Here is a 23,984-nt window from a genome sequence, read left to right on the forward strand (position 1 = left end):
CATTTTTGCTATTTTGCTTCTTTTTGTTTCTGTTCTTTTTCTTGGCATTAAAAATCCTCCTGATTAGTTTTTTCTTACCCTAATCAGGAGGTCTCTATACACAAAATTTTACACAGTCTCAAATAATACATTTTTGAACTCTCAAAATCCAATACGAGTCAAGCGCTAAATATTTTTCTGCTATATTTATCTACCGCTATTTTTCATCACTTTCTAGTTCAACTTCTAAAACCAAACCTGATAAGTCTTTTTTAAGTCCAGATTTTATTTCTTCCTTCCACTGACTTGAAACAGTTAGATCTTTTGAATAGGTTGAATAAGATTCAAATATGCTCAAAGGCTCATCCGCCTTAAGAACTCCTCCATCAGTCCAAGTGTAAGCATTTGTTCTTTTATCTATGAAAATCCTATCTCCAAAGTATGCTCCTGATATTAAAGAGATTTTTTTATCTGATATTGCATAAAGATTTAGCTTATTAGAAGTGATATCGACCCCTAGCTTTTCACCCTCATCTATCTTTGGAAGTTCAATATCAAAAATATCATCTTCATTTCCCTTATCATAATTTATTAGCTTTAGACGAAGCTTTGCATCCTTATCTCCCTTAAATGAATAAACATTGGCTCCAAAATCAACCACATCGCCGCCATCAAAACCATCCCTTAGGTCAAGTTCAAAATCTTCCTTTACGATCTCTACCTGGTCTTTTTTGGTATTCGCAATTTTGCAGGAAGCTAATATTAGCATTAAGAAAATACATAAAATTAGGCTTTTCTTTTTCATAACGCACTCCTTTACTTTGTTAATTTTATAATATCACAAAATATTAAACTTTGCAATCGAATAGGGGCTAAGATCTAGCCCCTTTCACACCACCCGTACGTGCCGTTCGGCATACGGCGGTTCAATATTCTCTTGTGTTATATTATTTATTTCTGATGAAACTATTTAACTTTATTCTTTTTTTATCCGAACCTTGAAGAATAAATACGTCATTCCTTGTATTCCATCAAGTCATAGTTTATCCTTTTCAAATATTACAATGAATATTGTTCCTCCCTTCGCTCCATTTCCATTACAGAAACTTCCTCACTACTATGGATTCTGCTGACTTCTCACTATTCGTTATTACTACTAGCTCGATATTGAGACCTCACGGGATAAGCCCTAATACTTTCATCGTTTACTTGCAGAATTTACGCTTTGGGTTTACGGTTACCCTTTTGGGTCTTTGCTATCTCTTGCTAGCTTTCCCACCTGTTACGCCTCATATTCTGTTCCTGTTCGTCAAGCCACGATTTCGCTACCCGTTCTTCTCTCCTAGATGTCGCCATCTAAAACTTGCAAGTCGCTATTAGATTCGTCGGTAACTACGCTCTGTAGGGAATTTCACCCCAGCATTAGAACATGCCCGTCATACAAGAAAAAAACGGCCGAGGCCGCTTAAATTATGACATTAGATTCTAAAATGCTATTTCTCACTATCTTCAAGACTAATTTCTAAAATCATTCCTGAATATTTTTTATTTACACTTTTTTATTTTCGCATTATTTTATTAAATATTGTCAATATAGATATTTGTATCTGAAACTATAAGTCATACTCATCAATTATCTTTCCAGCCTTCATTAGTATTTTAACATCTGCAAGTTGATCTATAAAAGCCTCCTCATGGCTTGCTAAAAGAATTATTTTATTACTCTTTTTATTTTCCATTATTATTTCCTTCAAGGCTATTATTCCCTGCTCATCTATAGCATTTGTAGGTTCATCGAATATTAGTATCTGAGGTTTTTCCAGTATAACATTTGCAATTGCAAGTCTCTGCTTCATACCTAATGAGAATTTTTCAAAATTTTTGTCTTTTTGATCGTATAAACTTACCTTTTTCAAAACATTATTAATATCTCCTTCATCAGCCACTTTATTTATCGAGGCAATTAATTTTAAATTATCAATAGCAGATAAATCACCTATAAAAGATGGATTTTCTAGCAAAAGACCTACCTTATCTAGCAAATTATTTGAGTTTACGACCTTACCATAAGCTTCTATTATTCCTTCATCTACACCTATCAGGCCACAAATTGCTCTAAAAAGCATGGTTTTACCAGAACCATTATGTCCAACAAATCCATATATTTTTCCATCTAATATAGTTAGATTTATCTTATCAAGAACTATTTGACCATCAATTTTCTTTGTTACATTTTTGATTTTGATCATTTTTCAACTCCATAAAAATCATATCTAGCGAAAAATATATAAGCCACTATTATGAATATTATTGTATATAAAAATAACAATAAAAAATTTTCTTTAAAAGTAAAAATCCCACCAAATTCATTTTGCTTATATACTAGGCTTTGTTGACCTATAAATAAGTGTATGTTTGTAAGGATTGATAAGATTAAATTAACTAAAATACATAAAATAGCTATATATGTATTTGAATATAAAATTATAATTATCCCCATCCACGTTAATAATATATTTTCAATAAGCATAGTAAAACCTATGATTAAGAAATATTTAGTACTATGATCAAATTCATAAAAGATTAATTGGGCAATAAATATAGAAAAAAGAAAAATACCTATAAAGATTATTATATTAATACTACTTGCTATACATTTTGAAAAAAAATATTTTCGCTTAGTTTTTGCTTTAATCATAACTTGCTCTCCGTTTACAAAGTGATCTTTATTAAATATTATTATTAAGATAAAAGGGCTTAGAATATGCATGAAAATCCAAAAAATCGGAATAAAAAAATCTTCAAAATCACTTATGATACCAGCATCTATTAAGACAAAGTTAAAAATATAATTTATAATGCTTTGATTTTTATAACTTAATGATAATACAATTATTATCAAAGATATTATAAAAATGATAAAATTACAATACTTAAATTTATTAAGTTGATATTTAAAATCTCTCATTAGTAGGTTCACTCTAATATCTCCTTTTTGCTAACTTATACAAGTAGTAGATAGGAATTAATAATATTGTGAGTAAATATATTAAGCTTATCAGAGGGTTAGAAAAAGACATCTCGACTAATAAAGATCTTAAACTTACTAATACAATATCTTTGTTTAATACTATGGATACAAAATAAAATATTAAAGATGCCAACAAGTCAATTACTAACACTAACAAAAATCCTATGTACTTATTGTTAAACTTAGTATTTAAATACAATGAAAATGACGCAATTAATCCGCCACCTATAAAGACTATAAATAAGTGTATGAGATGAAATAGTAAGGGTGATTTTACAAACAAATCAGATAAGAATATAAAATTAGCAAGCCCAGCACTAATATAGTTCATTGCAAACATTGGTCTAACAAGCATCCATAATACTATATTTATAACTAATGGCATTATAACAAACAAGCCTCCAGCTAAAAAATTATAGATGTAAGTTTTCACAATATAGGTCTTTATCGGCATTCTTATTGCAATCTGATCTAGTATACCACAGTTCCTATCTTCTACTAAAGAATTACTTAACGGCAAACTCGCCATTATAAATGCTAAAAATGAATATATAAGGCCAGCCATGGTAAACGTTCCTGTCATCAATAAATTCATATTCCAGCATGACTGGAGTGGATTTACGTTCAAGTAGGTTACCTGGTTATTTGAAAAATAAAAATTTAAGAAATTTATAAAAATTATTACAAACAACATAAACATAATATTCTTTTTTCTAAAAATTTTAATTTTAAAAAAGTCACTCATGAAAAGACCCCACATCCAAAACCTTATAATACAGCACTCCCTCATCAAGGTAGCTTTTAAATTCGTTCTCATATAAACTATTGTCAATATATAGAAATTTATTAGTGTTTGAAATTTCTTTACTCAAATAATAATAAAAGATAAAATCTTTAGTAGCATTAGGATTAATTAAGAAGTCTTTGTCTTTATAAATTGGATTATATATGCTTTCTCCATTATTAAAATCCATATTTTGCATATAAGAGTTATCAAATTTGTCATAAAGAACCAACTTATAATATAAATCTGACAAGTCTAATATCTCTTTAGAGTTGTTTTTTATAATAAAATTTACCCCTACTACAGGATAACCATCTATACCTTTCTTGTATAAAAACGAGTCTTCAAGCTTAATAGAAAAATCCCCTAATTCAACCAATTTATCACGAGAATATGTGTCTATTATATCTTTACTAGGATATTTTCTATTTTTATTTATTATAAATAATGCACAGATAAATAATGCTACTATACATAGTATCTTTTGACTTTTTTTAAACATCTCAATTATCCCTTAACTCATCTAAGTTGCTTACCTCTTCCATATTATTTAGAGAATTTATGTATTTATCATATACTTCATCTACATTATTTGAATGATGTTCAAGTTTTGTAACCACTTCATTTCCTTTACTTAGATACTTAGATTCAATTAAATATAAATTATTCTTATCATAAATCTTGTAAGTACCATCACTAAAATTTATAAATATATGGTCATCTTTAGTAAATAAATCAAAACTACCTTTGTGATATAGATTTTGATAAAAATAATTTACATTATCTTCATTTTCTATATTATTTCCAGCAACTGCACCTATCATGCTACAATACTTATTATTCTCTGGGTTGATATAGGTTAGCCTATCCTTTTTCTTTAAGCTTATTATGCCAGAATTATCAATTGTAATATCGATATCATCAGTATGCCCATAAATATATTTAAAAAGTAGCTTACCATCACTAAGTCTATAAGTAGCATATTCGTAAAATCCATAGTCGATATTATTAGCTAATTTATCTAAAATTTCTTTTTCTCCTGATCCTCTATCCGCTAATACTTCTTCCCTAAATTGACTTAGGTCATCATTCTTGACACAAGATGTGAGAGATACTGAAATAAAAAATAACATTACTATATAAGTGATTTTTTTCATATTTTCCTCGAATCTAATTACTATAAAAATATATAAGGAAATAAATAGGAAAGGTTTTTTATATAAATTCTCTAATAAGAGTCTGGCGACCAAAAACCACTAGCATCAGCTGTACCAAAAGTATGATATTTTTGTCCTCTGATCCTTGCAGATGAAGGTGTTTTCCATTTTTCGTAGTCTTCTCTAATATTGCTACGTAGGTAATATATGCCTGGTTTTGTAACATAAGTAATAGGAGTTTACGTTGACTCGCTTGTATCCCCTCTTACTGCTGCTAATTTTAGTGCCTTACTTACATTTATCCTCTTTATTTCACAGTAGATTGGAGTTTTTTCTAATTTTGGGCGACTGGATGTATACTGAGTAAAATCAGCCCTACCTAACTGGAATGAAAAAGACCAATCTTCATGATTTTCATCTGTAGCATAAACATTTCCTAGTGCTGGAATTCCTATTAAAAGTAATGTGAGTGCTAAAACTTTATATTTTGATTTTTTCATATCTTTCCCTCCATCCTTTCCTATTTAATTTCCTTAATTACAAATATTATACTTTTTTTAAAATTTAACGCAAACATTTTCCTGTTTTACATAGTATATTTAGTCAACGTAACTCTTTATCTTTTATCTAGAATTAGCTCAAAGGCTAAAATTTTTAGTTCCTTATCTTCTTCAGTCATTTTTTTAAGGTCTTCTTTTGTTATATTTTTTATATCAATATCCTTATCATCCTTGGACATACCGACAAAGACAATATTTGATTCCTTATCTTTTATATCAGCTTGGTCTAGCCAATAAGTCTTGTTAAAATAGTCCTTGTCCATAGCGGAATCTGACTTATAACTTGTATTATAAGTAACTTTATCTCCTTCTATCCAAAGGTCGATATAGGAATTTTCATTAAAACCAATACCAAGCAAAGAATTTTCTTTAGCATCACTTAATGGTCCATCTACAAAGTTAGAAACTTCCCCGTCTTTTATAGCAAATAAGTTCATTTCTAGTTTTTCTGTATCAAGTCCTTTTAGGGAATATGTGTTATAGGCAAAGTCTAATTTCTTTTCTTCGCCAACATATTCTAGCGCATCCACATCAGTCTTAGTCTGGCTTATTTTTGCACCTTCTTCTAGATTAGCTTCCTTATTGCAGCCTGTAATAGCAAGGGCTAAGGCCCATATCAGTAAAAACTTTTTCATCTCATCCTCCTTTATCTTGTTACTTATATAATACCCAAAATTTTTTTAAAAAAAGGATTTCCTAAATAATTCAAAAAAAGCGGCAGGAGCCGCTTGTAAATTTTTATAAAATCATTAATAAGAAGATGATTAAAAGGACCATTAAAACCTTGGCACCTAAGGGCAAGATTTTAACTTCTTTTTCCCAATCTGTGCTCTTATACATTTTTTTCTCGTCTATATATGAGCTTGTAAAGGACAAAGATTTTATATAATAGGTTAAATTTTCCTTGATTTTGATGATTTTATCTTTCAACTTCAATCCTTTTTGTATTTTCTAGAATAAGTTTATAATATTATCATTTTCGTCAACGTCTATATCAAGAGCATTTGGATGTTTTGGAAGGCCTGGCATGGTTAGGACCTTATTTAAGTAGGCAACTATAAACCTTGATCCTGTCTTAATTTTGATGTCAGAAACTGTGATTTCAAAGCCCTCTGGTCTACCCTTAATTTTGCCATCATCTGTTAGGGATGCTGGAGTTTTGGCCATACAAACCGGGAAATTTCTATAACCAAGTTGGTCGATTTTATCAAGGACCGCCCTTGCTTCATCTGTGAAATTAACCTTAGCTGCCCCGTAGATTTCTTTGGCGATTGTATTGATTTTTTCTTCTGTAGATAGGTCATCTGGATAGAGAAGTTTTACTTCTTCGCTATTTTCTTCAACTAATTTTACAAGTTTATTAGCAAGGTCAATCGCACCTTCACCGCCCTTGGCCCATACTTGGGTTAGGGAAAATTCTACGCCAAAGTCTTTTGCCCATTCTTCCATAAATTTAATTTCAGCTTCCGTATCTGTAACAAATTCATTAAGGGCAACTATTACTGGTAAGTTGTACTTTCTCATGTTTTCTACGTGCTTTTCAAGGTTTTTAACCCCTTCTTTTAGGGCATCAAGATTTTCTTCTGTTAAGTTTGCTTCATCAACTCCACCGTGAAGTTTTAAAGCCTTGATTGTTGCAACTACTACAGCTGCCTTTGGTCTTAGGCCTGATGCCCTACATTTGATGTCTAAAAATTTCTCCGCACCTAAATCTGCACCGAAACCTGCTTCTGTTATTACATAATCAGAGTATTTAAGGGCTGTTTTTGTAGCTATAACTGAGTTACAACCGTGGGCAATATTTGCAAAAGGACCGCCGTGGATGATAGCTGGGTTATTTTCTAAAGTTTGGACAAGGTTTGGATTTATAGCATCCTTAAGTATGGCTGTAATTACACCTTGGATTTTTAAATCTCTTACAAAAATCGGCTCATCATCTTCGTTATAACCAATCATTATATCAGCAATTCTATTTCTTAGATCTTCTAAATCTTCTGCTAGGCATAAAATAGCCATAATCTCACTTGCAACTGTGATATCAAACGAAGAATCTCTTTCGTCCTTGCCATTGGCATTGATTTTAATTCTTCTAAGGGCCCTTTCGTTCATGTCCATGACATAGTTGAATAAAACTTCCTTAAATTTAAGCTCATTTCTCTGGAAGATGTGGTTATTAATTAGGGCCATGATTGCGTTGTGGGCTGATGTGATAGCGTGGAAGTCTCCATTAAAGTGAAGATTTATCTCCTCCATTGGGACAACCTGAGCAAAACCACCACCTGTAGCCCCGCCCTTTCTGCCAAGAACTGGGCCAAATGATGGCTCTCTTAATGCAACTGTTGATTTCTTTCCGATTTTGTTTAGGCCATCAGAAAGCCCAACTGTTACAGTTGACTTACCCTCACCGCTTGATGTAGGGTTGATAGATGTGACTAAAACTAAATTTTCTGATAGCTTATCAAAATCTGGCTTTCTAATTTTTGCCTTGTACTGGCCATATTTGATTAAATTTTCTTCAGAAATATTTATTTTCCCTGCAACATCTTCGATTTTTTCTTTCTTTGCCGCGAGCGATATCTCATAATCTGTCTTCATTTATACCTCCTCTAGGGACATATGACCTATGTCCTTTCTGAAAAATAGGTTGTCACACTCTATTTTTTCTATATCTTCATAGGCTTTCTTGTAAGCCTGGCTCAAATTGTCTGCCTTAGAACATACTATTAGGACCCTTCCACCATTTGTGAGAATTTTTCCATCTTCGGCCTTCGTTCCCATATGAAATACATGAGAATCTACCTTTTCTAGGCCCTTAATTTCAAATCCCTTTGCATAGCTTTCTGGATAGCCCTTTGATGCCATGACTACTCCAATATAGGCAGCATCATCAAATTCCACTTCAAAATCCTTGCCATCAATCACCTTCTCTGCTATATCATAAAGGTTTGATTTCATAGCCAAAAGCAGGATTTCTGTTTCTGGATCGCCAAATCTAACATTATATTCTATAGTCTTAATTCCGTCTTTGGTTTTCATAAGACCTGCAAATAATATACCCTTAAATTCCCTTTTTTCCTTGATCATAGCCTTGGCAGTTGGCCTTAGGATTTTTTCCATGGCCTCGTCTATGTCAGCCTGATTTATGTGTTTAATAGGCATATAGACGCCCATGCCGCCAGTATTTGGCCCCTTATCGCCATCAAAGGCCCTCTTGTGGTCTTGGACAATCTTCATTGGCACGACCTTTTCGCCAGATACAAAGGCTAGGAGGGAAAATTCCTCACCTTCAAGGAATTCTTCAATTACAACTTCATTTCCAGCCTCGGCAAATTTTTGATTGACCATGATTTCTTTAAGGGCATCTTTGGCCATATCATAGTTTTCAGCTATTATTACACCCTTGCCGGCAGCTAGGCCATCAGCTTTAATTACAAGTGGAAAGCTAGAATTTTTGATATAAGCTAGAGCCTTTTCATAAGATGTAAAAATTTCATAGGCTGCAGTTGGGATTCCATATCTTTTCATAAGATCCTTGGCAAAGGACTTGGATCCTTCCAAGATAGCCGCTTTCTTGTTTGGCCCAAAGACTCTGATATTTTCTTTTTCTAAAATATCTACAATCCCATCTACAAGATAGGCTTCTGGGCCTACAAATACTAAGTCGATATTTTCTCTTTTACAAAAGCTTGCTATTTGATCATTTTTTAAATCAACACACTTCCCAAATTCAGCAACACCTGGGTTTTCACCGACCATAAAAATTTCATGGCCTTCCTTATATAATTTGTAAGAAATGGCAGCTTCCCTACCGCCATTTCCCAATACTAGTACTCTTGCCATATTAATGTTTAAAGTGACGCATGCCAGTAAATACCATGGATATGCCGTTTTCATTACAAGCGTCGATTGATTCCTGGTCACGAATTGAACCACCTGGTTGGATGATGGCTTTTATATCGTGTTTAGCAGCCTCATCAACACTGTCCCTGAATGGGAAGAAAGCATCTGAAGCAAGGACACATCCCTTAGCCTTGTCACCTGCTTGTTTGAAGGCAATTTCAGCTGCACCGACCCTGTTCATTTGACCTGCGCCAACACCTACTGTCTGACCGTCTTTGGCAAGTAGGATAGCATTTGATTTTACGTGTTTTACAATCTTATAGGCAAATTCTAAGTCTTTTAGGTCCTCTTGGCTGACCTTTGTTTCTGTAACTGTTTCAAGCTTGTCATAAACAGAATCATCATAGTCTTGAACAAGAATTCCACCCCTTACAGATTTTATTAATTTAGGATTTTTATTAGTTTTCTTTGGAATCTTATAGATTCTTACGTTTTTCTTCTTTTCTAGAATCTCTAGAGCCTCATCTTCATAATCGTAGGCAAGGATTATTTCTAGGAAGATTTCGTGCATTTTTTCTGCAGTTTGCTTGTCGATTGTTCCATTAATTGCTACTATGCCGCCAAAGATTGAAACTGGATCTGCCTCAAAGGCACGCATCCAAGCTTCATATACAGTTTTACCTGTGGCAACTCCACATGGGTTCATGTGTTTTAGACCAACACAGACTGTTTCATCAAATTCTTGTAAAATATCAAGGGCTGCTGAGGCATCTTGGATATTGTTATAAGACATCTTTTTGCCATGTAATTGGACGCAATCCTTTAGGGAATAAGAAACTTCCTCATCTGATACATAAAAGGCAGCCTTTTGGTGTGGGTTTTCCCCATATCTTAGCTCATCTTCTAGAGTGTAAGTTAGGGTTAATTTTTCATTCTCGCCATTAATAGAATTAAAATAAGAAGCTATTAGGCCATCGTATTGGGCTGTTTTGTTAAAAACTTTTCCTGCTAGTCTTTGTCTTGTTTCAAGGCTTGTCTCGCCATTTTCTTCTAATTCTTTAATGATTTTTGGATAATCTTCTTTCTCAGTTACAACTGTCACAAATTTATAATTTTTGGCAGCAGACCTAAGCATAGAAGGACCACCGATATCTATATTTTCGATAATTTCCTCATGGGTCACACCATCTTTGGCTAGGGTTTCTTCAAAAGGATAGAGGTTGACACAAACTAGGTCAATGTATGAGATGTCATTAGCCTTAAGCTCTGATACATGGCCCTCATTATCTCTTTTTGAAAGAAGTCCTCCGTGAACTTTTGGGTGGAGGGTCTTAACCCTGCCTTCTAAAATTTCTGGAAAACCAGTGTAGTCTTCTATAGAAATGCAATCTACTCCTGCCTCTCTTAGGTGGTTTAAAGTTCCACCAGTAGAGATTATTTCAAAACCATTTGCTACAAGGCCCTTAGCAAAATCTGCCACTCCTGTCTTATCACTTACGCTTATTAAAGCTCTTTTCATTTTTCCCCCTTTAGGATTTCTGCTGCTGTCTTTATATAAAGCCTATGCTCTATATCATGCACCTGGCTTTCTATTTCATCTAGACTCTTACTATAGTCAACCTTAAACTTATCTTGGGCTAGGATTTCTCCACCGTCTATTTCTTCATTTACATAATGGATGGTAACTCCAATGTATTCTTCCTTTGCTTCATAGGCTCTCTTAATTGATTCTATTCCCTTGTATTTAGGAAGAAGTGAAGGGTGGATATTTATGACCTTACCCTTATAAGCTTCAAGAAAATCTTTAGAAAGAATCCTCATATAACCAGCTAGAAAGATGTAATCCAGCTCTTTTATTTTTTCTAAAATTTCTTTTTCATAGGCCGCTTTGTTTTCATATTCTTTTGGATTAAAAACGAAGCATTCTATATTTTTATCTTCTGCTCTTTTTATAACTCTAGCACCTGGATTATCACAAACCATAATTTTTATATCAGCAAGACTTTTTATTTCATCTGAACTTGCTAAGGCTTCAAAATTTGTACCAGTGCCTGAAGCAAAGATTCCTATTTTTTTCATAGAAGGACTATCCCTTCCTCATCTGTGACCACACCTAGGATAAAGGCATCATCAATTAGGTCAAGGACCTTGTCTTTATCAGCATCATCTACAATTACTGCAAGGCCTACACCCATGTTAAAAACTTGATACATCTCATCGTGGTCGATTTGACCCTTTTCTTCAATAAATTTGAAAATTTCTGGAATCTCATAGGAATCCCTATAAATTTTCATACCTAGGCCTTTTTTAAGGGCTCTTGGAAGATTTTCTATAAAACCTCCACCTGTGATATGGGAAATGCCAGAAACTTTCACATTTTCTAATAAGCTTCTTACTTCCTTGGCATAGATCCTTGTTGGTCTTAGGAGAGCCTCTCCAAGAGTTTCTCCATTAAATTCATCATCTAGGCTTATATTTTCATCACTTAAAACTTTTCTTATTAAAGAAAAACCATTAGAATGGAAACCTGATGAAGGAATGCCAATTACTGCCTGGCCAGCCTTGGTATTTTGAGCATTGATTAAATCTTCCTTTTCAGCTGCACCCACTGCAAAACCTGCTATATCATATTCACCTTCCTTATAAAAGCCTGGCATTTCTGCAGTTTCTCCACCTACAAGGGCCGCTCCCGCTTGTCTACAACCATCTGCCACACCCTTAACTATTGCTTCGATTTGAGCTGGGTCATTTTTGCCACAGGCAATGTAGTCTAAGAAGAAAAGTGGAATTGCACCTTGGGCAAGGATGTCATTTACACACATAGCTACTGCATCTATACCGATTGTATCGTGTTTATCCATATCAAAGGCAAGTTTTAGCTTAGTTCCTACACCATCTGTACCACTGACAAGGACTGGATTTTTGAAACCGTAAGCACCTAGGTCAAAGGCGCCACCAAAACTACCAATCATATCCATCATGCCCTTGTTTTTGGTTGATTCTACGTGTTTTTTTATTCTTTCAACTGATTCATAGCCGGCATTTAGGCTAACCCCTGCCGCCTTATATTTCTCGCTCATTTGCTCCCCTTTTTAAGTATTCTTTTTGTATGTCTGTAAGTTCAGCTTCAAATTCTTCCTTATAATTTCCAAGACCCTCTACATAAGCACCTGTAAAAATATCAAGGGAGATTCCCTTATTAGGAGTATCAAAGTCAAAACCAACAGCTTCCTTTAATCCTTCTACAGATATAAATTCCAAACTATCTGCCCCTATCAAATCCCTTACTTGCTCTTTTGTAAGGTTGGCTGCGATTAGTTCCTCGGAGGTTTTCATATCAATTCCTGAATAAGAAGGAAAGACAATTTCTGGTGAACCTATCCTTAAGTGAACCTCACTTGCCCCAGCTTTTTTGAGCATGGAAATGATTCTCTTTGAGGTAGTGCCCCTTACTATTGAATCATCTAGAAGGATTACCCTCTTATTTCTAACAACGTCAGAAAGGGCTGATAATTTCATCTTCACAGCTATGTCCCTGAGATTTTGACTAGGTTCGATGAAGGTCCTTCCTATGTACTGGTTCTTAATAAGTCCCATCTCATAAGGTAGGCCGATTTCTTCTGCATAACCTGTCGCAAGGGATAGGGAAGAATTTGGTACACCGACTACTATGTCAGCATCAACAGGAAATTCTCTTGCCAAAACCCTGCCAGTATTTTTCCTAACTATGTGGACGTTTTTGCCAAGTATAGTTGAGTCTGGTCTTGCAAAATAAATAAATTCCATAGATTCGATGGCAATATTTGAAGCCTCACAAAAGCTTCCAATCTCATATCCATTATCATCTATTTTTATAAACTCTCCTGCAGAAATATCCTTTAGAAATTCTGCCCCAATTACATTTAGAGCACAAGACTCAGAGGCGATTGTATAAGAATCATTGAGTCTACCAAGAACTAAGGGCCTGGTTGCATGCCTATCTACCGCACCATAAAGGGCATCTTGGGTTAGAAGCATGACTGAAAATGATCCCCTAAGCTTATTTAAAGCTTCCTTGAATCTTTCTTCAATACTATCTTTTCTAGATCGTCTAATTAAATGCATGATTATTTCAGCATGGCTTGCTGAGTGGAAAACTGCTCCCTCATCTTCTAGCTTAGCCCTTAACATCCTCGCGTTATTTAGGTTACCATTCATGGCTATGCCTAGGTGGCCATCGTTAAATTTATACAAAAGTGGTTCTATATTTTGAACGTTTGTGGAATTACCGCTTGAGTACCAAAGAGCACCCAAGGCGGAAGTACCATCTATTTTTTCTAATTTTCCATTATCCTTAAATACAGCTGCCAAGAGGCCAACATTCCTGTAGCCCCTAAGCCTAGTTCTTTCTGTTGAGACAATTCCTGCTCCCTGTTGTCCCCTGTGTTGGAGGGCATGGAGGGCATAAAAGGCAACGCTAGGGGCCTTTTCTATATTCCAAATTCCAAACATCCTTACTCCTTAATAAATTTTATCTGGTGAAATATTTTACACCGTTTTTAAATATATCTTGTCTTTCTCTTATAGTTTGGGTCTTGTAAAGAGTCTTGTATGATCTTTCAGAATGGCCCATCTTTCCTAAAATCAAGCCATCCTTGCTGACCATCCCCTCTATAGCGTAGGCTGATCCGTTTGGATTGTACTTGCCATTCATGCTAGCATCTCCATCAGGGTCTACGTATTGGAAGGCTGCAAGGTCCTTAAATTCTTCTATCCTGTCGCCTACTAATCTTCCTTCGCCATGGCTTAGGACAAGTTCGTGTAGGTCATCTAAATTAAAATCTTGGGTCCAAGGTGAATTTGTATTGGCGCACCTTGTTATAGCTGTATCTGATATGTGCCTAAAGCCTGTATTTCTAAATAAACTTAAATCTTTTGAATCTAGGTCTCTAATTTCTCCATAAGGTATAAGTCCTGATTTTATAAGGGCTTGGAAGCCATTGCATATACCAAGTATTAGCCTCTTATCAGCCAAGTGGTCATGAATTGCCTTTTTTACCTTATCATTTTTAAGGATATTTACTATAAATTTGGCTGAACCATCTGGCTCATCTCCTGCTGAAAATCCACCAGGGAAGGCTATAATATGGGATTTTTCAATTTCTTTTACAAATTCATCTATAGAATCATTTATATCATTTTCCCTTGTATTTCTAAAAACAACTTGTTTTACTCTTGCACCAGCTTCTTCGAAGGCCTTTTGGGTATCATATTCTGAGTTTGTACCTGGAAATACAGGAATTACTACCCTAACATCATCGATCTTTTCCTTGTAGTATCTCTTCTCACTTCCCTGTGTCGAAATATTTTCTGTCTTTTCGCCATCCTTATTGTAATAGGTTGGATAAATCTCTTCAAGAGTTGACATATAGGCTTTTTCTGCTTCATCAAATCCTATTTCAATGCCATTTATAGAAATTTCTTCGCTTACCACTCCTATTTCTTTAAAATCAAGATCTGAATTTGCTTCGACAACTATTGAACATGGATTAAAGTCAAGAGCTGCATCATAGTCTATTGTAAAGCCTAATTTATTTCCAAGACCCATCTTAATTAAAGATGAAGAAACAGAACCAAAATCTTGGACATAGGCTGATACTACTTTTTTATCCTTGATATAAGCATTTAATTTTTCAAAATCTACCATGACTTTTTCTAGATTTGGATAAGCCTTGGCATCTTTTTCTATTTCTATGATGTATAGTTTATTGCCAATTTTTTTAAGGTCAGGAGTAATTACATCAGAAATTTTAATCGGTGTACAAGCAAAGGATATTAATGTTTCAACTACATTTATATCATTAAAGGATCCTGACATGGAGTCCTTGCCGCCTATAGAAGGTCTTCCAATTTCTTTTTGGGCAATGATTGATCCGAGCATGGCCTGGCTTACCTTTCCCCATTTTTTAGGGTCATCTAGGAGCTTTTCAAAATATTCTTGGAAGGAGAAATAAAGAGATTCCCTATTTCCACCAACTGCATAGACTTTTGCTACAGATTCTAAAACAGCATATATACTTGATAAGAATGGTGAATATTTTGATATCTTTGGTATAAAGCCGTAGGCCAGGATAGTTGCTGTATCTGGTGTTGAATAAAGGGTAGGAATAGCTGCAACTGAAGCTTGGACAGGTGTTATCCTTTCCTTGCCAGCAAATGGCATCATTACAGATTGAGCACCAACAGAAGCATCAAACATAGAAGCCATGCCTTTTTGGTTGGTGACATTTAAATCTTTTAGCTCATCAAGGATTGCTTCTTTAGTCACTTCTCTTTTAACAAAAGGATTTTCCCTTACATTGTCAACCAGTTCTGCCTTGGCATGTTTTCTGACTCCTGCTGTTGCCAAAAATTCTGCGCTAAAATCTACAATTTTTGCGTCTCCGTAATACATTTCTAGGCGGTTTTTGTCAGTTATATTTGCCACATGAACGTATTCAATGTTTTCTTTTTGACATTCTTTTATAAAGGCTTCATAGTCTTTTTTATCAAGACCCACTGCCATTCTCTCTTGAGATTCGGATATGGCAATTTCTGTTGGATTTAGGCCCTGGTATTTGGTTTTGACCCTATCAAGGAAGATTTCTATACCTTCTGAAAGCTCGCCTATGGCTACAGATACACCACCTGCACCAAAGTCGTTTGATTTTTTGATTAATCTTGTGACTTCTGGCTTTCTAAAGAGTCTTTGAATCTTGCGTTCTTCTACTGGATTGCCCTTTTGAACTTGGCTAGAAGCAGTTGTTAAAGATGAATCATCGTGGATTACAGATGAGCCTGATGCTCCTTGGATACCATCACGACCAGTTCTTCCGCCAATCATTACGACAATATCACCAGGAACTAATTCTTCCCTCTTGTAGTCCCCATCTTTTACAGCTCCTACAACAGCTCCTACTTCCATGGTTTTAGCTACATAGGATGGGTCGTAGATTTCTCTTACAAAGGTTGTTGCAAGACCTATTTGGTTGCCGTAAGAGGAATTTCCTAGGGCCTTACCCTTAGAAATTTCTACTTGAGCAAGCTTATTTGCAAGGGTATCTTCTCTTTTTTCTAGGATATTTCCCGCACCTGACACTTTCATAGCCTGGTAAACATAGGACCTACCGGAAAGCGGATCTCTTATAGCCCCACCTATACAGGTAGATGCCCCACCAAATGGCTCGATTTCTGATGGGTGGTTGTGGGTTTCATTTTTAAATTGGATGAGCCATTTTTCTTTCTTGCCCTTATTTTCAATATCTGTAAAGAAGGAACAAGCGTTAATTTCCTCACTCACTTCTATATTTTTATCACCAAGGACCTTTGTATGATATTTGCCAATAATTGATGCCATATCCATAAGTCTAACAGGCTTTGTAATTCCAAGTTCCTCTCTTAAGGATAAGTAATAATCAAAGGCTGCTTGCATTTCATCTTGAAATAGTTTTGAATTAATTTTAACTTCATCAAGACTTGTCTCAAAGGTTGTGTGCCTGCAGTGATCTGACCAAAATACGTCTAGGACATAGATTTCAGTTTCACTTGGGTCCCTGCCTTCTTTTTTGTAATGGTCTTGAATGAATTCTAAATCTTCTAGATCAAGGGCAAGGGATAGGTCTTTGATAAGTCCTTCTAGTTCATTCTTGCCATAGTCCCTAAAACCAGTCAAATCTCTTAATGGCTTCATTTGTGAATCTATTGAAAAATCCATCTTAGAAAGGTCTTTTTCAGAAGACTCGATTGGATTTATTAGATATTTTTTTATTTCTCCTAATTTTTCCTCAGAAACTTCCCCATCTATTACGACAAGCTTGCCTGCCCTAACTAAGACATCTGCCTTATCATCAATTAATTTTAAAGCCTGCATAGCAGAGTCTGATCTTTGGTCGTATTGGGCTGGGAGAGTTTCGTAGGCTATGTAAGTTTTGCCATTAAGGTTAATGTCTTCAAAAACCTGATCTATCATTACTTCTGAAAACACTCTTTCCTTTGCCTTTTCATACAAGTCTTCTGTTATATTGTAAAGGTCATAGATTACGTAAGTTTTAAGATTTTTTATAGCAAGTTTAAAATCTCTATTCAAAAGATTTTTAAGATCTTCACTTTCCCTGTCATAGGCTGGTTTTTTTTGTACAAATATTCTCTTATTCAAAGTCATCCTCCAAATATACATTTCCTAAAAAGTTCATGTGACCGATTTTCCTATTGTGGCGAGCTTCCTTTTCGTATAAGTGAAGATAGCCTTGTTTTTTTGTGATTAAATTTATAAAATATTCTTCATTTTGGCCTAAGATGTTATAAAGAGTCGCCTCTCTATTTTCGATTTTTCCCACTTTTAGGCCGCAAATACCTTCGATATGGGCCCTAAACTGGGATTTTGTAGCAGATTCCTGGGTAATGTGACCTGAATTATGGACCCTAGGGGCTATTTCATTAAAAATTACTTCCCCATTTGAAATAAAATACTCCACAGTAAGGACTCCATAATAGTCATTGTCCTCTAGGATTCTTTTTGTATAGTCAATTGCCTTAGCCTCTTGGTCTTTGCTAATCCTTGCAGGAATATTTGACCTATAGAGGATATTGTTTCTATGTTCATTTTCGACCACAGCTACAATCTGAATTCCTTCGATATCTTTGACAGCCACTACAGAAATTTCCTTATCAAGGTCAATTAGCTCTTCAAGGATAGTATCTTTTTCTACTTCTTCATTTGAAGAAATAATTTTTTGTCCCTTGCCATCATAGCCAAACCTAGTGGTTTTCATCACATATTTGCCATCAATATTGTAATCATCCTTATTGGCATCAAAATATTTTACAGTAGGAATTCCCAAGGACTTGGCATATTCCTTTTCTGTAAGCCTATGCTGGCTTATTTCTAAGAGTCTTGATGATTGGACGAAATTATATTTATTTTCAAGCTTCTTATAAGAAGCTATGTCGATATTTTCAAACTCAAAAGTCACAACATCGCTCATCTGGCATAGTTTTTCAATATTTTCGTATACATTAAAAGCACTATGGATAAAATAATCTGCAAATTTTCTTGCGCAGGCGTCTTCACCTGGATCTAGAATTGCAACCTTGTAGCCCATTTCTTTTGCGCTCATAGCTAGCATTCTTCCAAGTTGGCCGCCACCGATTATACCGATAGTGCTTTTTGGTAATATAGTCTGAATCATAATTTCATATCTTCCTTTACTATATTTTCTAATTCAATTTTAAAATCCCTGTATTTTTCAGCTAATTTTTCATCATTTATAGCCAGAATTGCAAGGGCTGTAATAGCAGCGTTTTTTGCACCTGCCTCTCCTATAGCCATGGTTGCAACTGGCACACCATATGGCATTTGTACAATAGAAAGAAGCGAGTCAACGCCGTTTAGGGTAGATGATTTTATTGGGACACCAATCACAGGTAGAGTAGTTGACGCAGCAACCATACCTGGTAAATGTGCAGCACCACCAGCTGCAGCAATTATTAGGCTGTATCCATTTTTTCTAGCATTTTTAGCAAAGTCAACCATCAACTCTGGCGTCCTATGCGCGCTAACAACCCTCTTGTCGTAATCAATGCCGAACTTATCAAGCACAGCACAACACTCTTTCATAGTCTTATAGTCAGATTTTGAACCCATAATAACAGCTACTTTTGACATTTTAACTCCTTAACTTTTCTTCTACAAAATTAGTATATCTATTTTATTTTTTTTTTCAATAGCTAAAGCAAAAATAAATTTTTAATCACAAACTTGACAAATTATTCTTAATAAATAAAATTTACTTGTAAGAAAGTTCTAAATATTATATCGTAATTGTAAAAATTCTAAAGGAGACTATGATGGATTTAATTTACAAGGGCAAAACAAAGGATATTTATAGCCTTGAAAATGGCAATATCTTGATGAAATTTAAGGATGATGTAACAGGCAAGGACGGAGTTTTTGATCCAGGCGAAAACCAAGTTGGTCTTTCAATTGATGGTGCTGGCAAGGCTGGACTAAGGATGACAGAATTTTTCTTTAACAAACTAAATGAAAAAAATATCCCAACCCATTATGTTGCTGCAAATATTGATGAAAATACTATGGAAGTTAAAAAAGCTAAGGTTTTCGGTAAGGGTCTTGAATTTATCTGTAGGTACAGGTCAGTAGGATCTTTTTACAAAAGATATGGCAAATACATAGAAGAAGGTGCACCACTAGATGCTTTTTTTGAAATAACAATCAAAGATGATGCTGCAGGTGATCCTACAATTTCTAAAGACTGCCTAGAAGCCCTAAATATTGCGACAGCCGATCAATACGAAGAACTAAAAAGACTTACAAAAGAAATTTGTGGTCTAATCCGTGATATTCTAAAAGAAAAAGGCCTTGATCTATACGATATAAAATTAGAATTTGGTCTTGACGAAAATAATAATATCTTGTTGATAGATGAAATCTCAGGCGGAAACATGAGAGTTTATAAGGGCGAAGAATACATCGAACCCCTTAAACTTTCAGAATTGGTCCTTAAATAAAACTTTATCCCTCTGGCACTTTGCCAAGAGGGATTTTTTATAATTTACTAAGACAAAAAGCAGGCAAAAGCCTGCTCTTTTTTTAAAATGATATTCTAAAAATAACTGCTATCAAACATAAGATAACTGCTAATGGAACATATAGGAATTTACCTATATTGTACCAAGTATTTCCGTATTGTTTTTTAGCGCCTAGGTTAATCGCTCCAATAAGCTGATCTTTTTTCAAGATCCAGAACCAAGTTATAGCACCAATCATTGCCCCTATTGGTATAACGTATATTGAGATAAAGTCCATAAATGGTCCCCAGCTGCTAATCATTTCCATATTTACACCTATAGCAAAAACGACAAGTCCTATCAAAAATAAAACTAGATTACGTTTTAATTTTGGATGCCTTTGCATGAGAGATTCTGCTACTACCTCAAACATATTTTGAAGGGATGATATACCACCAAAGACAACTGCAACATATAAGATAATAGCAAATACTCTACCAAAGCCCATATCTTGTAAGATTGTAGGTAGGACTTGGAATAAGAGCCCTGGTCCACCTGCCTGGTCCATGTTGTAGACAATTATTGCTGGAATCATTACAAAAGAAGCAAGCATGGCTGCTACAGTATCTAGAAATCCTGTCATTTTTGAAGATGAAATTATGTCTTCATCATCAGATAGATAAGCACCTACAACTAGCATACCAGATCCAGTTACTGATAGGGAGAAAAAGGCTTGGCCCATGGCCATAAGAATTGTTCCCCAATTTAGCATGTCTTTATCAAATCTAAACATGTACTTGTATCCCTCAAAGGCATTAGGAAGAGTTAGGATCCTAATAGCAAGGATTACAAAAAGCACAAAGAAGGCCGGCATCATGATTTTATTAGATTTTTCAATAGTAGATGCACCACCAATACAAGAAAGTAAGGTAATAGCTATGATAAAAAAGTGGTAAGGAACCACTGAGAAAGGCTTCATAGAAAAACTATCAAAGTAGCTTGTTGTATCTACAGTTAAAAGTGAACCGGTTAGGGAATCTACCAAGGCTTTTAAAACGTAGGCAACAATTACTGCATAACCAATAGCAATCATTAGAGATCCAATAAGTGGAATGTAACCTATGAATTTGCCTATGATTGTATCTTCCTTGCGACTTTTAAATGCCTTTTGGTAGGCACCAAGAGTACCTGTGTGAGCATACCTACCTACTGCAAACTCACTTGCAAGGCCACAGTAAGCAAAAATACTTATAAAAAATATGTAGGCAATTAAAAAAACTATTCCTCCCTTTTGAAACTTGTATGGAAAGCCCCACACATTTGCCATTCCCACGGCAGAACCAACCGCCGTTAGGATAAAACCTAATTTCGATGAAAATTTGTTCATAATAGCTCCTTATATAAAATTATTAATTTAACTTTATTTATACAAACTTTGTATGTATACCCCTTTGCAGGGATAAAGTATATTATGTATTATATAGCTTAAAAAACAAAATTCAAATAAAATTTTTTATATAAAAAAAGCTAGGCAAGCTAGCTTTAATGACTTATTATTGACAAGATACAAATTATAATTACAAGAGGTGTATAAATGTACCTGCCAATCTTAATAAATTTTTCACTTTGTTTTTTCTTTGCTCCCTTATTTATTTCATTTAAAAGAACATTCTTATCCATAACATAAAACCAAATTATAGAACCAGATACTGCTCCTAGTGGGATTATATAGTAGAGAGTGATATCCATAAAAGGCTCCCATACTCCGATTGGGTGGAGAAATACTCCTAGCATAAATACAAAGCTACCCACAAGGCCTAGGGCAAACTTATCTGATATTTTCAATTTCTTAACCAAAGTATCTCCGACAGATTCAAAGATATTTTGTAAAGATGTAAGTCCTGCCATAATTATGGCTAGATAAAACAAACAAGCAAAGCCCCTACCTATTGGAATATTTGCAAATATAGTCGGTAGGATATGAAAAATTAGTTCAGGACCCTTGGCATGGCCCATTTCAAAAACAACTATGGCTGGAACAATTATAAAGGCTGAAAGTAAAGCTACTAATGTATCAAATATAGCTGTAAGCTTTGAATCTACTATTACATCTTGATTATCAGCTAGCATCCTTCCCATAAAGATCATACCAAAACCAGTTATAGAAAGGGCAAAAAGCGCATCCCCCATGGCAGAAATCGCCGTACCTATAGAAAGGTTTTCAAGGTCAATCCTAAATAGCAAGCTATAACCTTCTTCAATTCTTTCAAGCCCACTCATCCTTATCATCACTATAATATATATGACTATCATAGTAGGCATGAGAATGGAGTTTATTCTTTGCATTGATTTAAAGCCACCAAGACTCATTACTATCGCTACAATTACTATTACTAGGTGGGTTTCTATTACTGCGAAAGACCTGGATGAGAAATTTTCAAACCAGATGCTTGAGCTTGTTGTGGCAAGTGTTCCATTTAAGGTATCTATGAAAGCCTTTGCCACATAGGAAACTATAATAGTATAACCAATGGCTATGATAAGAGAAATGACCATAGGTATGTAACCATAAAAACTTGCTATTTTTGAGCTTTTATAATTGGTCTTTATAGCTTTTTCATAAGAACCTACAACTGATCCCTTGCCCATTCTGCCTATGGCAAATTCACTAGATAGGCCTACATAGGCGAAAAGACTTATAAAAAACAAATAAAATATCAAAAAGAAGAGTCCGCCCTTATGGAATTTATAAGGAAAGCCCCAAACATTGGCCATACCGACTGCAGAACCTGCAGCCGATAAGACGAATATGGTCTTGGATTTAGTTTTTGGAAGCTTCATAACTTATCCTTGGTATTTTTTCTCTATTTCTGCTATAAGCTTTCTATCATTGAAATAATCAATTCCCATCGCAGCCTTAACTTGGTTAAGCTTCTCGCTTCCCTTGCTTCTAGCTTCCTCACTACCCTTCTTAAGTATGTCAAAGACCTCTCCTATGTGTTGTTCATAGTAGGCTCTTTTTTCCCTAATTGGGGCAAGTTCTTCTTCAAGGACCTTGATTAAAAATTTCTTGCACTTAACATCACCTAGGCCTCCCCTTTGGTAGTGGTCCTTTAGCTCGTCAAGATTTTTGTATTCTGGCAAATATTTTTCAAAATGACTATCATTTGAAAAAACATCTAGGTAGGTAAAGACAATATTTCCCTCAACCTTACCTGGGTCATCTATATTTATATGATCTGGATCTGTATACATACTCATGACCTTTTTCTTTACATCTGCCTTAGTGTCTGCTAGGTAGATGGCATTGCCTAAGGACTTGCTCATTTTAGCTGCCCCATCTATGCCTGGCATGCGGCGGGCGATTTTTTGATCAGGGAGGACTGCCTTTGGTTCTATAAAGACCTGGCCATAGATATTATTAAAGCTTCTTGCTATCTCTCTTGCCTGCTCTAGCATTGGCTCTTGGTCCTCACCAACAGGCACTATATTGGCATCAAATAATAGAATGTCTGCTGCCTGGCTTACTGGATAGATTAAAAATCCTGCTGGAAGGCTGGTTTCAAAATTTCTTAGCTTTATCTCACTTTTTACAGTTGGATTTCTTTCAAGCCTTGATAGGGTTACAAGGTTTAGGTAGTAAAAAGTAAGTTCTGTTAGTTGTTCTATCTGTGACTGGACAAAAATCGTCACCTTTTCTGGGTCAAGACCAACACTTAAGTAATCAAGGGCAACCTCGATAAGGTTTTCACGAATCTTTGCTGGATTGTCAAAATTATCTGTTAGGGCCTGGCTATCTGCAATCATGACATACATCTTGTCAAAGTTTCCTTCATTTTGCATTTTCACCCTGTTTTTAAGACTACCTACATAATGGCCTAGGTGGAGTCTACCTGTTGGCCTATCGCCTGTTAAAATTATATCTCCCATTTCTTCTCCCTTCATGTAAAAAAGAGGGACCGTCGCAGAATGAATAAATCGTCCCAAATCATTAGAGGAACCTCCACTAAAATTTTGCCTCAACGAGCCGGCAGGCTAGGCCAAAAATTTTCTATGAGAACCCTCTAATGATGGGACGATAGTTATTC

Annotated in this window: 22 protein-coding genes; 1 reads left to right on the forward strand and 21 read right to left on the reverse strand. The window is 35.0% G+C overall.

The window, feature by feature from the left end; genetic code table 11:
* Nucleotides 1-196: 196 nt before the first annotated feature.
* The 18 genes from NH286_RS07525 to purE all read right to left on the reverse strand — a co-directional run bounded on the left by NH286_RS07525 (nt 197) and on the right by purE (nt 19,033).
* Nucleotides 197-784: a hypothetical protein gene (locus NH286_RS07525; protein WP_106460677.1), complete on the reverse strand. Its 588-nt coding sequence runs from the start codon at nt 782-784 to the stop codon at nt 197-199.
* Nucleotides 785-1,592: 808 nt separating this feature from the next.
* Nucleotides 1,593-2,228, reverse strand: coding sequence for an ABC transporter ATP-binding protein (locus NH286_RS07530; RefSeq protein WP_106460678.1), 636 nt, complete (start codon nt 2,226-2,228; stop codon nt 1,593-1,595).
* Nucleotides 2,225-2,959: a hypothetical protein gene (locus NH286_RS07535; protein ID WP_106460679.1), complete on the reverse strand. Its 735-nt coding sequence runs from the start codon at nt 2,957-2,959 to the stop codon at nt 2,225-2,227. The genes NH286_RS07530 and NH286_RS07535 overlap by 4 nt, the downstream gene beginning before the upstream one ends.
* Nucleotide 2,960: 1 nt before the next feature.
* Nucleotides 2,961-3,593 carry a hypothetical protein gene (locus NH286_RS07540; protein WP_158698383.1) on the reverse strand — a complete coding sequence of 211 codons (633 nt, stop codon included), beginning with the start codon at nt 3,591-3,593 and terminating at the stop codon, nt 2,961-2,963.
* Between the two features lie 154 nt (nt 3,594-3,747).
* Nucleotides 3,748-4,296 carry a DUF5067 domain-containing protein gene (locus tag NH286_RS07545; RefSeq protein ID WP_106460681.1) on the reverse strand — a complete coding sequence of 183 codons (549 nt, stop codon included), beginning with the start codon at nt 4,294-4,296 and terminating at the stop codon, nt 3,748-3,750.
* Nucleotide 4,297: 1 nt separating this feature from the next.
* Entirely contained in the window at nt 4,298-4,951 is a 654-nt protein-coding gene (locus NH286_RS07550) for a hypothetical protein (RefSeq protein WP_106460682.1), read from the reverse strand.
* A 239-nt stretch (nt 4,952-5,190) separates the two neighbouring features.
* Nucleotides 5,191-5,451, reverse strand: coding sequence for a hypothetical protein (locus NH286_RS07555; RefSeq protein WP_265237993.1), 261 nt, complete (start codon nt 5,449-5,451; stop codon nt 5,191-5,193).
* Nucleotides 5,452-5,567: 116 nt separating this feature from the next.
* The gene (locus NH286_RS07560; RefSeq protein WP_106460683.1) at nt 5,568-6,146 is read right to left on the reverse strand and encodes a hypothetical protein; all 579 of its coding nucleotides are present in this window, start codon (nt 6,144-6,146) and stop codon (nt 5,568-5,570) included.
* A gap of 103 nt (nt 6,147-6,249) precedes the next feature.
* Complete coding sequence (locus NH286_RS07565; RefSeq protein ID WP_265237995.1) at nt 6,250-6,441, reverse strand: hypothetical protein; 192 nt, start codon at nt 6,439-6,441, stop codon at nt 6,250-6,252.
* 21 nt (nt 6,442-6,462) lie between these two features.
* Entirely contained in the window at nt 6,463-8,106 is a 1,644-nt protein-coding gene (locus tag NH286_RS07570) for a formate--tetrahydrofolate ligase (protein ID WP_265237996.1), read from the reverse strand.
* On the reverse strand, nt 8,107-9,351 hold the full coding sequence (purD, locus tag NH286_RS07575) for a phosphoribosylamine--glycine ligase (protein WP_106460686.1): 1,245 nt from the start codon (nt 9,349-9,351) through the stop codon (nt 8,107-8,109).
* Between the two features lies 1 nt (nt 9,352).
* Nucleotides 9,353-10,870 carry a bifunctional phosphoribosylaminoimidazolecarboxamide formyltransferase/IMP cyclohydrolase gene (gene purH, locus NH286_RS07580; RefSeq protein WP_265237999.1) on the reverse strand — a complete coding sequence of 506 codons (1,518 nt, stop codon included), beginning with the start codon at nt 10,868-10,870 and terminating at the stop codon, nt 9,353-9,355.
* Nucleotides 10,867-11,430 (reverse strand): phosphoribosylglycinamide formyltransferase, encoded by a 564-nt coding sequence (gene purN, locus NH286_RS07585; RefSeq protein WP_106460688.1) that lies wholly within the window; start codon nt 11,428-11,430, stop codon nt 10,867-10,869. The genes purH and purN overlap by 4 nt, the downstream gene beginning before the upstream one ends.
* Nucleotides 11,427-12,431 carry a phosphoribosylformylglycinamidine cyclo-ligase gene (gene purM, locus NH286_RS07590; RefSeq protein WP_106460689.1) on the reverse strand — a complete coding sequence of 335 codons (1,005 nt, stop codon included), beginning with the start codon at nt 12,429-12,431 and terminating at the stop codon, nt 11,427-11,429. The genes purN and purM overlap by 4 nt, the downstream gene beginning before the upstream one ends.
* Nucleotides 12,415-13,842 (reverse strand): amidophosphoribosyltransferase, encoded by a 1,428-nt coding sequence (purF, locus tag NH286_RS07595; protein ID WP_106460690.1) that lies wholly within the window; start codon nt 13,840-13,842, stop codon nt 12,415-12,417. The genes purM and purF overlap by 17 nt, the downstream gene beginning before the upstream one ends.
* A 19-nt stretch (nt 13,843-13,861) precedes the next feature.
* Nucleotides 13,862-17,530, reverse strand: coding sequence for a phosphoribosylformylglycinamidine synthase (locus tag NH286_RS07600; protein WP_265238002.1), 3,669 nt, complete (start codon nt 17,528-17,530; stop codon nt 13,862-13,864).
* Nucleotides 17,517-18,557 carry a 5-(carboxyamino)imidazole ribonucleotide synthase gene (locus NH286_RS07605; protein WP_106460692.1) on the reverse strand — a complete coding sequence of 347 codons (1,041 nt, stop codon included), beginning with the start codon at nt 18,555-18,557 and terminating at the stop codon, nt 17,517-17,519. Before NH286_RS07605 ends, NH286_RS07600 begins: the two co-directional genes overlap by 14 nt.
* A complete protein-coding gene (purE, locus tag NH286_RS07610) occupies nt 18,554-19,033 on the reverse strand; it encodes a 5-(carboxyamino)imidazole ribonucleotide mutase (protein WP_265212867.1) in 480 nt (159 codons plus the stop codon). The genes NH286_RS07605 and purE overlap by 4 nt, the downstream gene beginning before the upstream one ends.
* Before the next feature lie 182 nt (nt 19,034-19,215).
* Here purE and NH286_RS07615 point away from each other — a divergent pair, with 182 nt between their 5' ends.
* Nucleotides 19,216-19,896, forward strand: a complete 681-nt coding sequence (locus NH286_RS07615) for a phosphoribosylaminoimidazolesuccinocarboxamide synthase (protein WP_265238004.1) — start codon at nt 19,216-19,218, stop codon at nt 19,894-19,896.
* A gap of 82 nt (nt 19,897-19,978) precedes the next feature.
* Here the strand turns inward: NH286_RS07615 and NH286_RS07620 are convergent, their stop codons facing one another.
* The 3 genes from NH286_RS07620 to trpS form a co-directional block, all read right to left on the reverse strand.
* Nucleotides 19,979-21,283 carry a sodium-dependent transporter gene (locus NH286_RS07620; protein ID WP_265238006.1) on the reverse strand — a complete coding sequence of 435 codons (1,305 nt, stop codon included), beginning with the start codon at nt 21,281-21,283 and terminating at the stop codon, nt 19,979-19,981.
* Between the two features lie 155 nt (nt 21,284-21,438).
* On the reverse strand, nt 21,439-22,737 hold the full coding sequence (locus NH286_RS07625) for a sodium-dependent transporter (protein ID WP_106460696.1): 1,299 nt from the start codon (nt 22,735-22,737) through the stop codon (nt 21,439-21,441).
* Nucleotides 22,738-22,740: 3 nt separating this feature from the next.
* A complete protein-coding gene (trpS, locus tag NH286_RS07630) occupies nt 22,741-23,826 on the reverse strand; it encodes a tryptophan--tRNA ligase (protein ID WP_265238008.1) in 1,086 nt (361 codons plus the stop codon).
* Nucleotides 23,827-23,984 lie beyond the last annotated feature (158 nt).

This window comes from Anaerococcus sp. NML200574, assembly GCF_026131665.1.
In the GTDB taxonomy this organism is placed as follows: Bacteria; Bacillota; Clostridia; order Tissierellales; family Peptoniphilaceae; genus Anaerococcus; species Anaerococcus kampingae.

Bases quoted from the DNA above. Each gene is read 5' to 3' on its own strand.
- NH286_RS07525 (WP_106460677.1), bottom strand. From the start codon at position 784: ATGAAAAAGAAAAGCCTAATTTTATGTATTTTCTTAATGCTAATATTA.
- NH286_RS07530 (WP_106460678.1), bottom strand. From the start codon at position 2,228: ATGATCAAAATCAAAAATGTAACAAAGAAAATTGATGGTCAAATAGTT.
- NH286_RS07540 (WP_158698383.1), bottom strand. From the start codon at position 3,593: ATGACAGGAACGTTTACCATGGCTGGCCTTATATATTCATTTTTAGCA.
- NH286_RS07545 (WP_106460681.1), bottom strand. From the start codon at position 4,296: ATGTTTAAAAAAAGTCAAAAGATACTATGTATAGTAGCATTATTTATC.
- NH286_RS07550 (WP_106460682.1), bottom strand. From the start codon at position 4,951: ATGAAAAAAATCACTTATATAGTAATGTTATTTTTTATTTCAGTATCT.
- NH286_RS07555 (WP_265237993.1), bottom strand. From the start codon at position 5,451: ATGAAAAAATCAAAATATAAAGTTTTAGCACTCACATTACTTTTAATA.
- NH286_RS07560 (WP_106460683.1), bottom strand. From the start codon at position 6,146: ATGAAAAAGTTTTTACTGATATGGGCCTTAGCCCTTGCTATTACAGGC.
- NH286_RS07570 (WP_265237996.1), bottom strand. From the start codon at position 8,106: ATGAAGACAGATTATGAGATATCGCTCGCGGCAAAGAAAGAAAAAATC.
- purD (WP_106460686.1), bottom strand. From the start codon at position 9,351: ATGGCAAGAGTACTAGTATTGGGAAATGGCGGTAGGGAAGCTGCCATT.
- purH (WP_265237999.1), bottom strand. From the start codon at position 10,870: ATGAAAAGAGCTTTAATAAGCGTAAGTGATAAGACAGGAGTGGCAGAT.
- purN (WP_106460688.1), bottom strand. From the start codon at position 11,430: ATGAAAAAAATAGGAATCTTTGCTTCAGGCACTGGTACAAATTTTGAA.
- purM (WP_106460689.1), bottom strand. From the start codon at position 12,431: ATGAGCGAGAAATATAAGGCGGCAGGGGTTAGCCTAAATGCCGGCTAT.
- purF (WP_106460690.1), bottom strand. From the start codon at position 13,842: ATGTTTGGAATTTGGAATATAGAAAAGGCCCCTAGCGTTGCCTTTTAT.
- NH286_RS07600 (WP_265238002.1), bottom strand. From the start codon at position 17,530: ATGACTTTGAATAAGAGAATATTTGTACAAAAAAAACCAGCCTATGAC.
- NH286_RS07605 (WP_106460692.1), bottom strand. From the start codon at position 18,557: ATGATTCAGACTATATTACCAAAAAGCACTATCGGTATAATCGGTGGC.
- purE (WP_265212867.1), bottom strand. From the start codon at position 19,033: ATGTCAAAAGTAGCTGTTATTATGGGTTCAAAATCTGACTATAAGACT.
- NH286_RS07615 (WP_265238004.1), top strand. From the start codon at position 19,216: ATGGATTTAATTTACAAGGGCAAAACAAAGGATATTTATAGCCTTGAA.
- NH286_RS07620 (WP_265238006.1), bottom strand. From the start codon at position 21,283: ATGAACAAATTTTCATCGAAATTAGGTTTTATCCTAACGGCGGTTGGT.
- NH286_RS07625 (WP_106460696.1), bottom strand. From the start codon at position 22,737: ATGAAGCTTCCAAAAACTAAATCCAAGACCATATTCGTCTTATCGGCT.
- trpS (WP_265238008.1), bottom strand. From the start codon at position 23,826: ATGGGAGATATAATTTTAACAGGCGATAGGCCAACAGGTAGACTCCAC.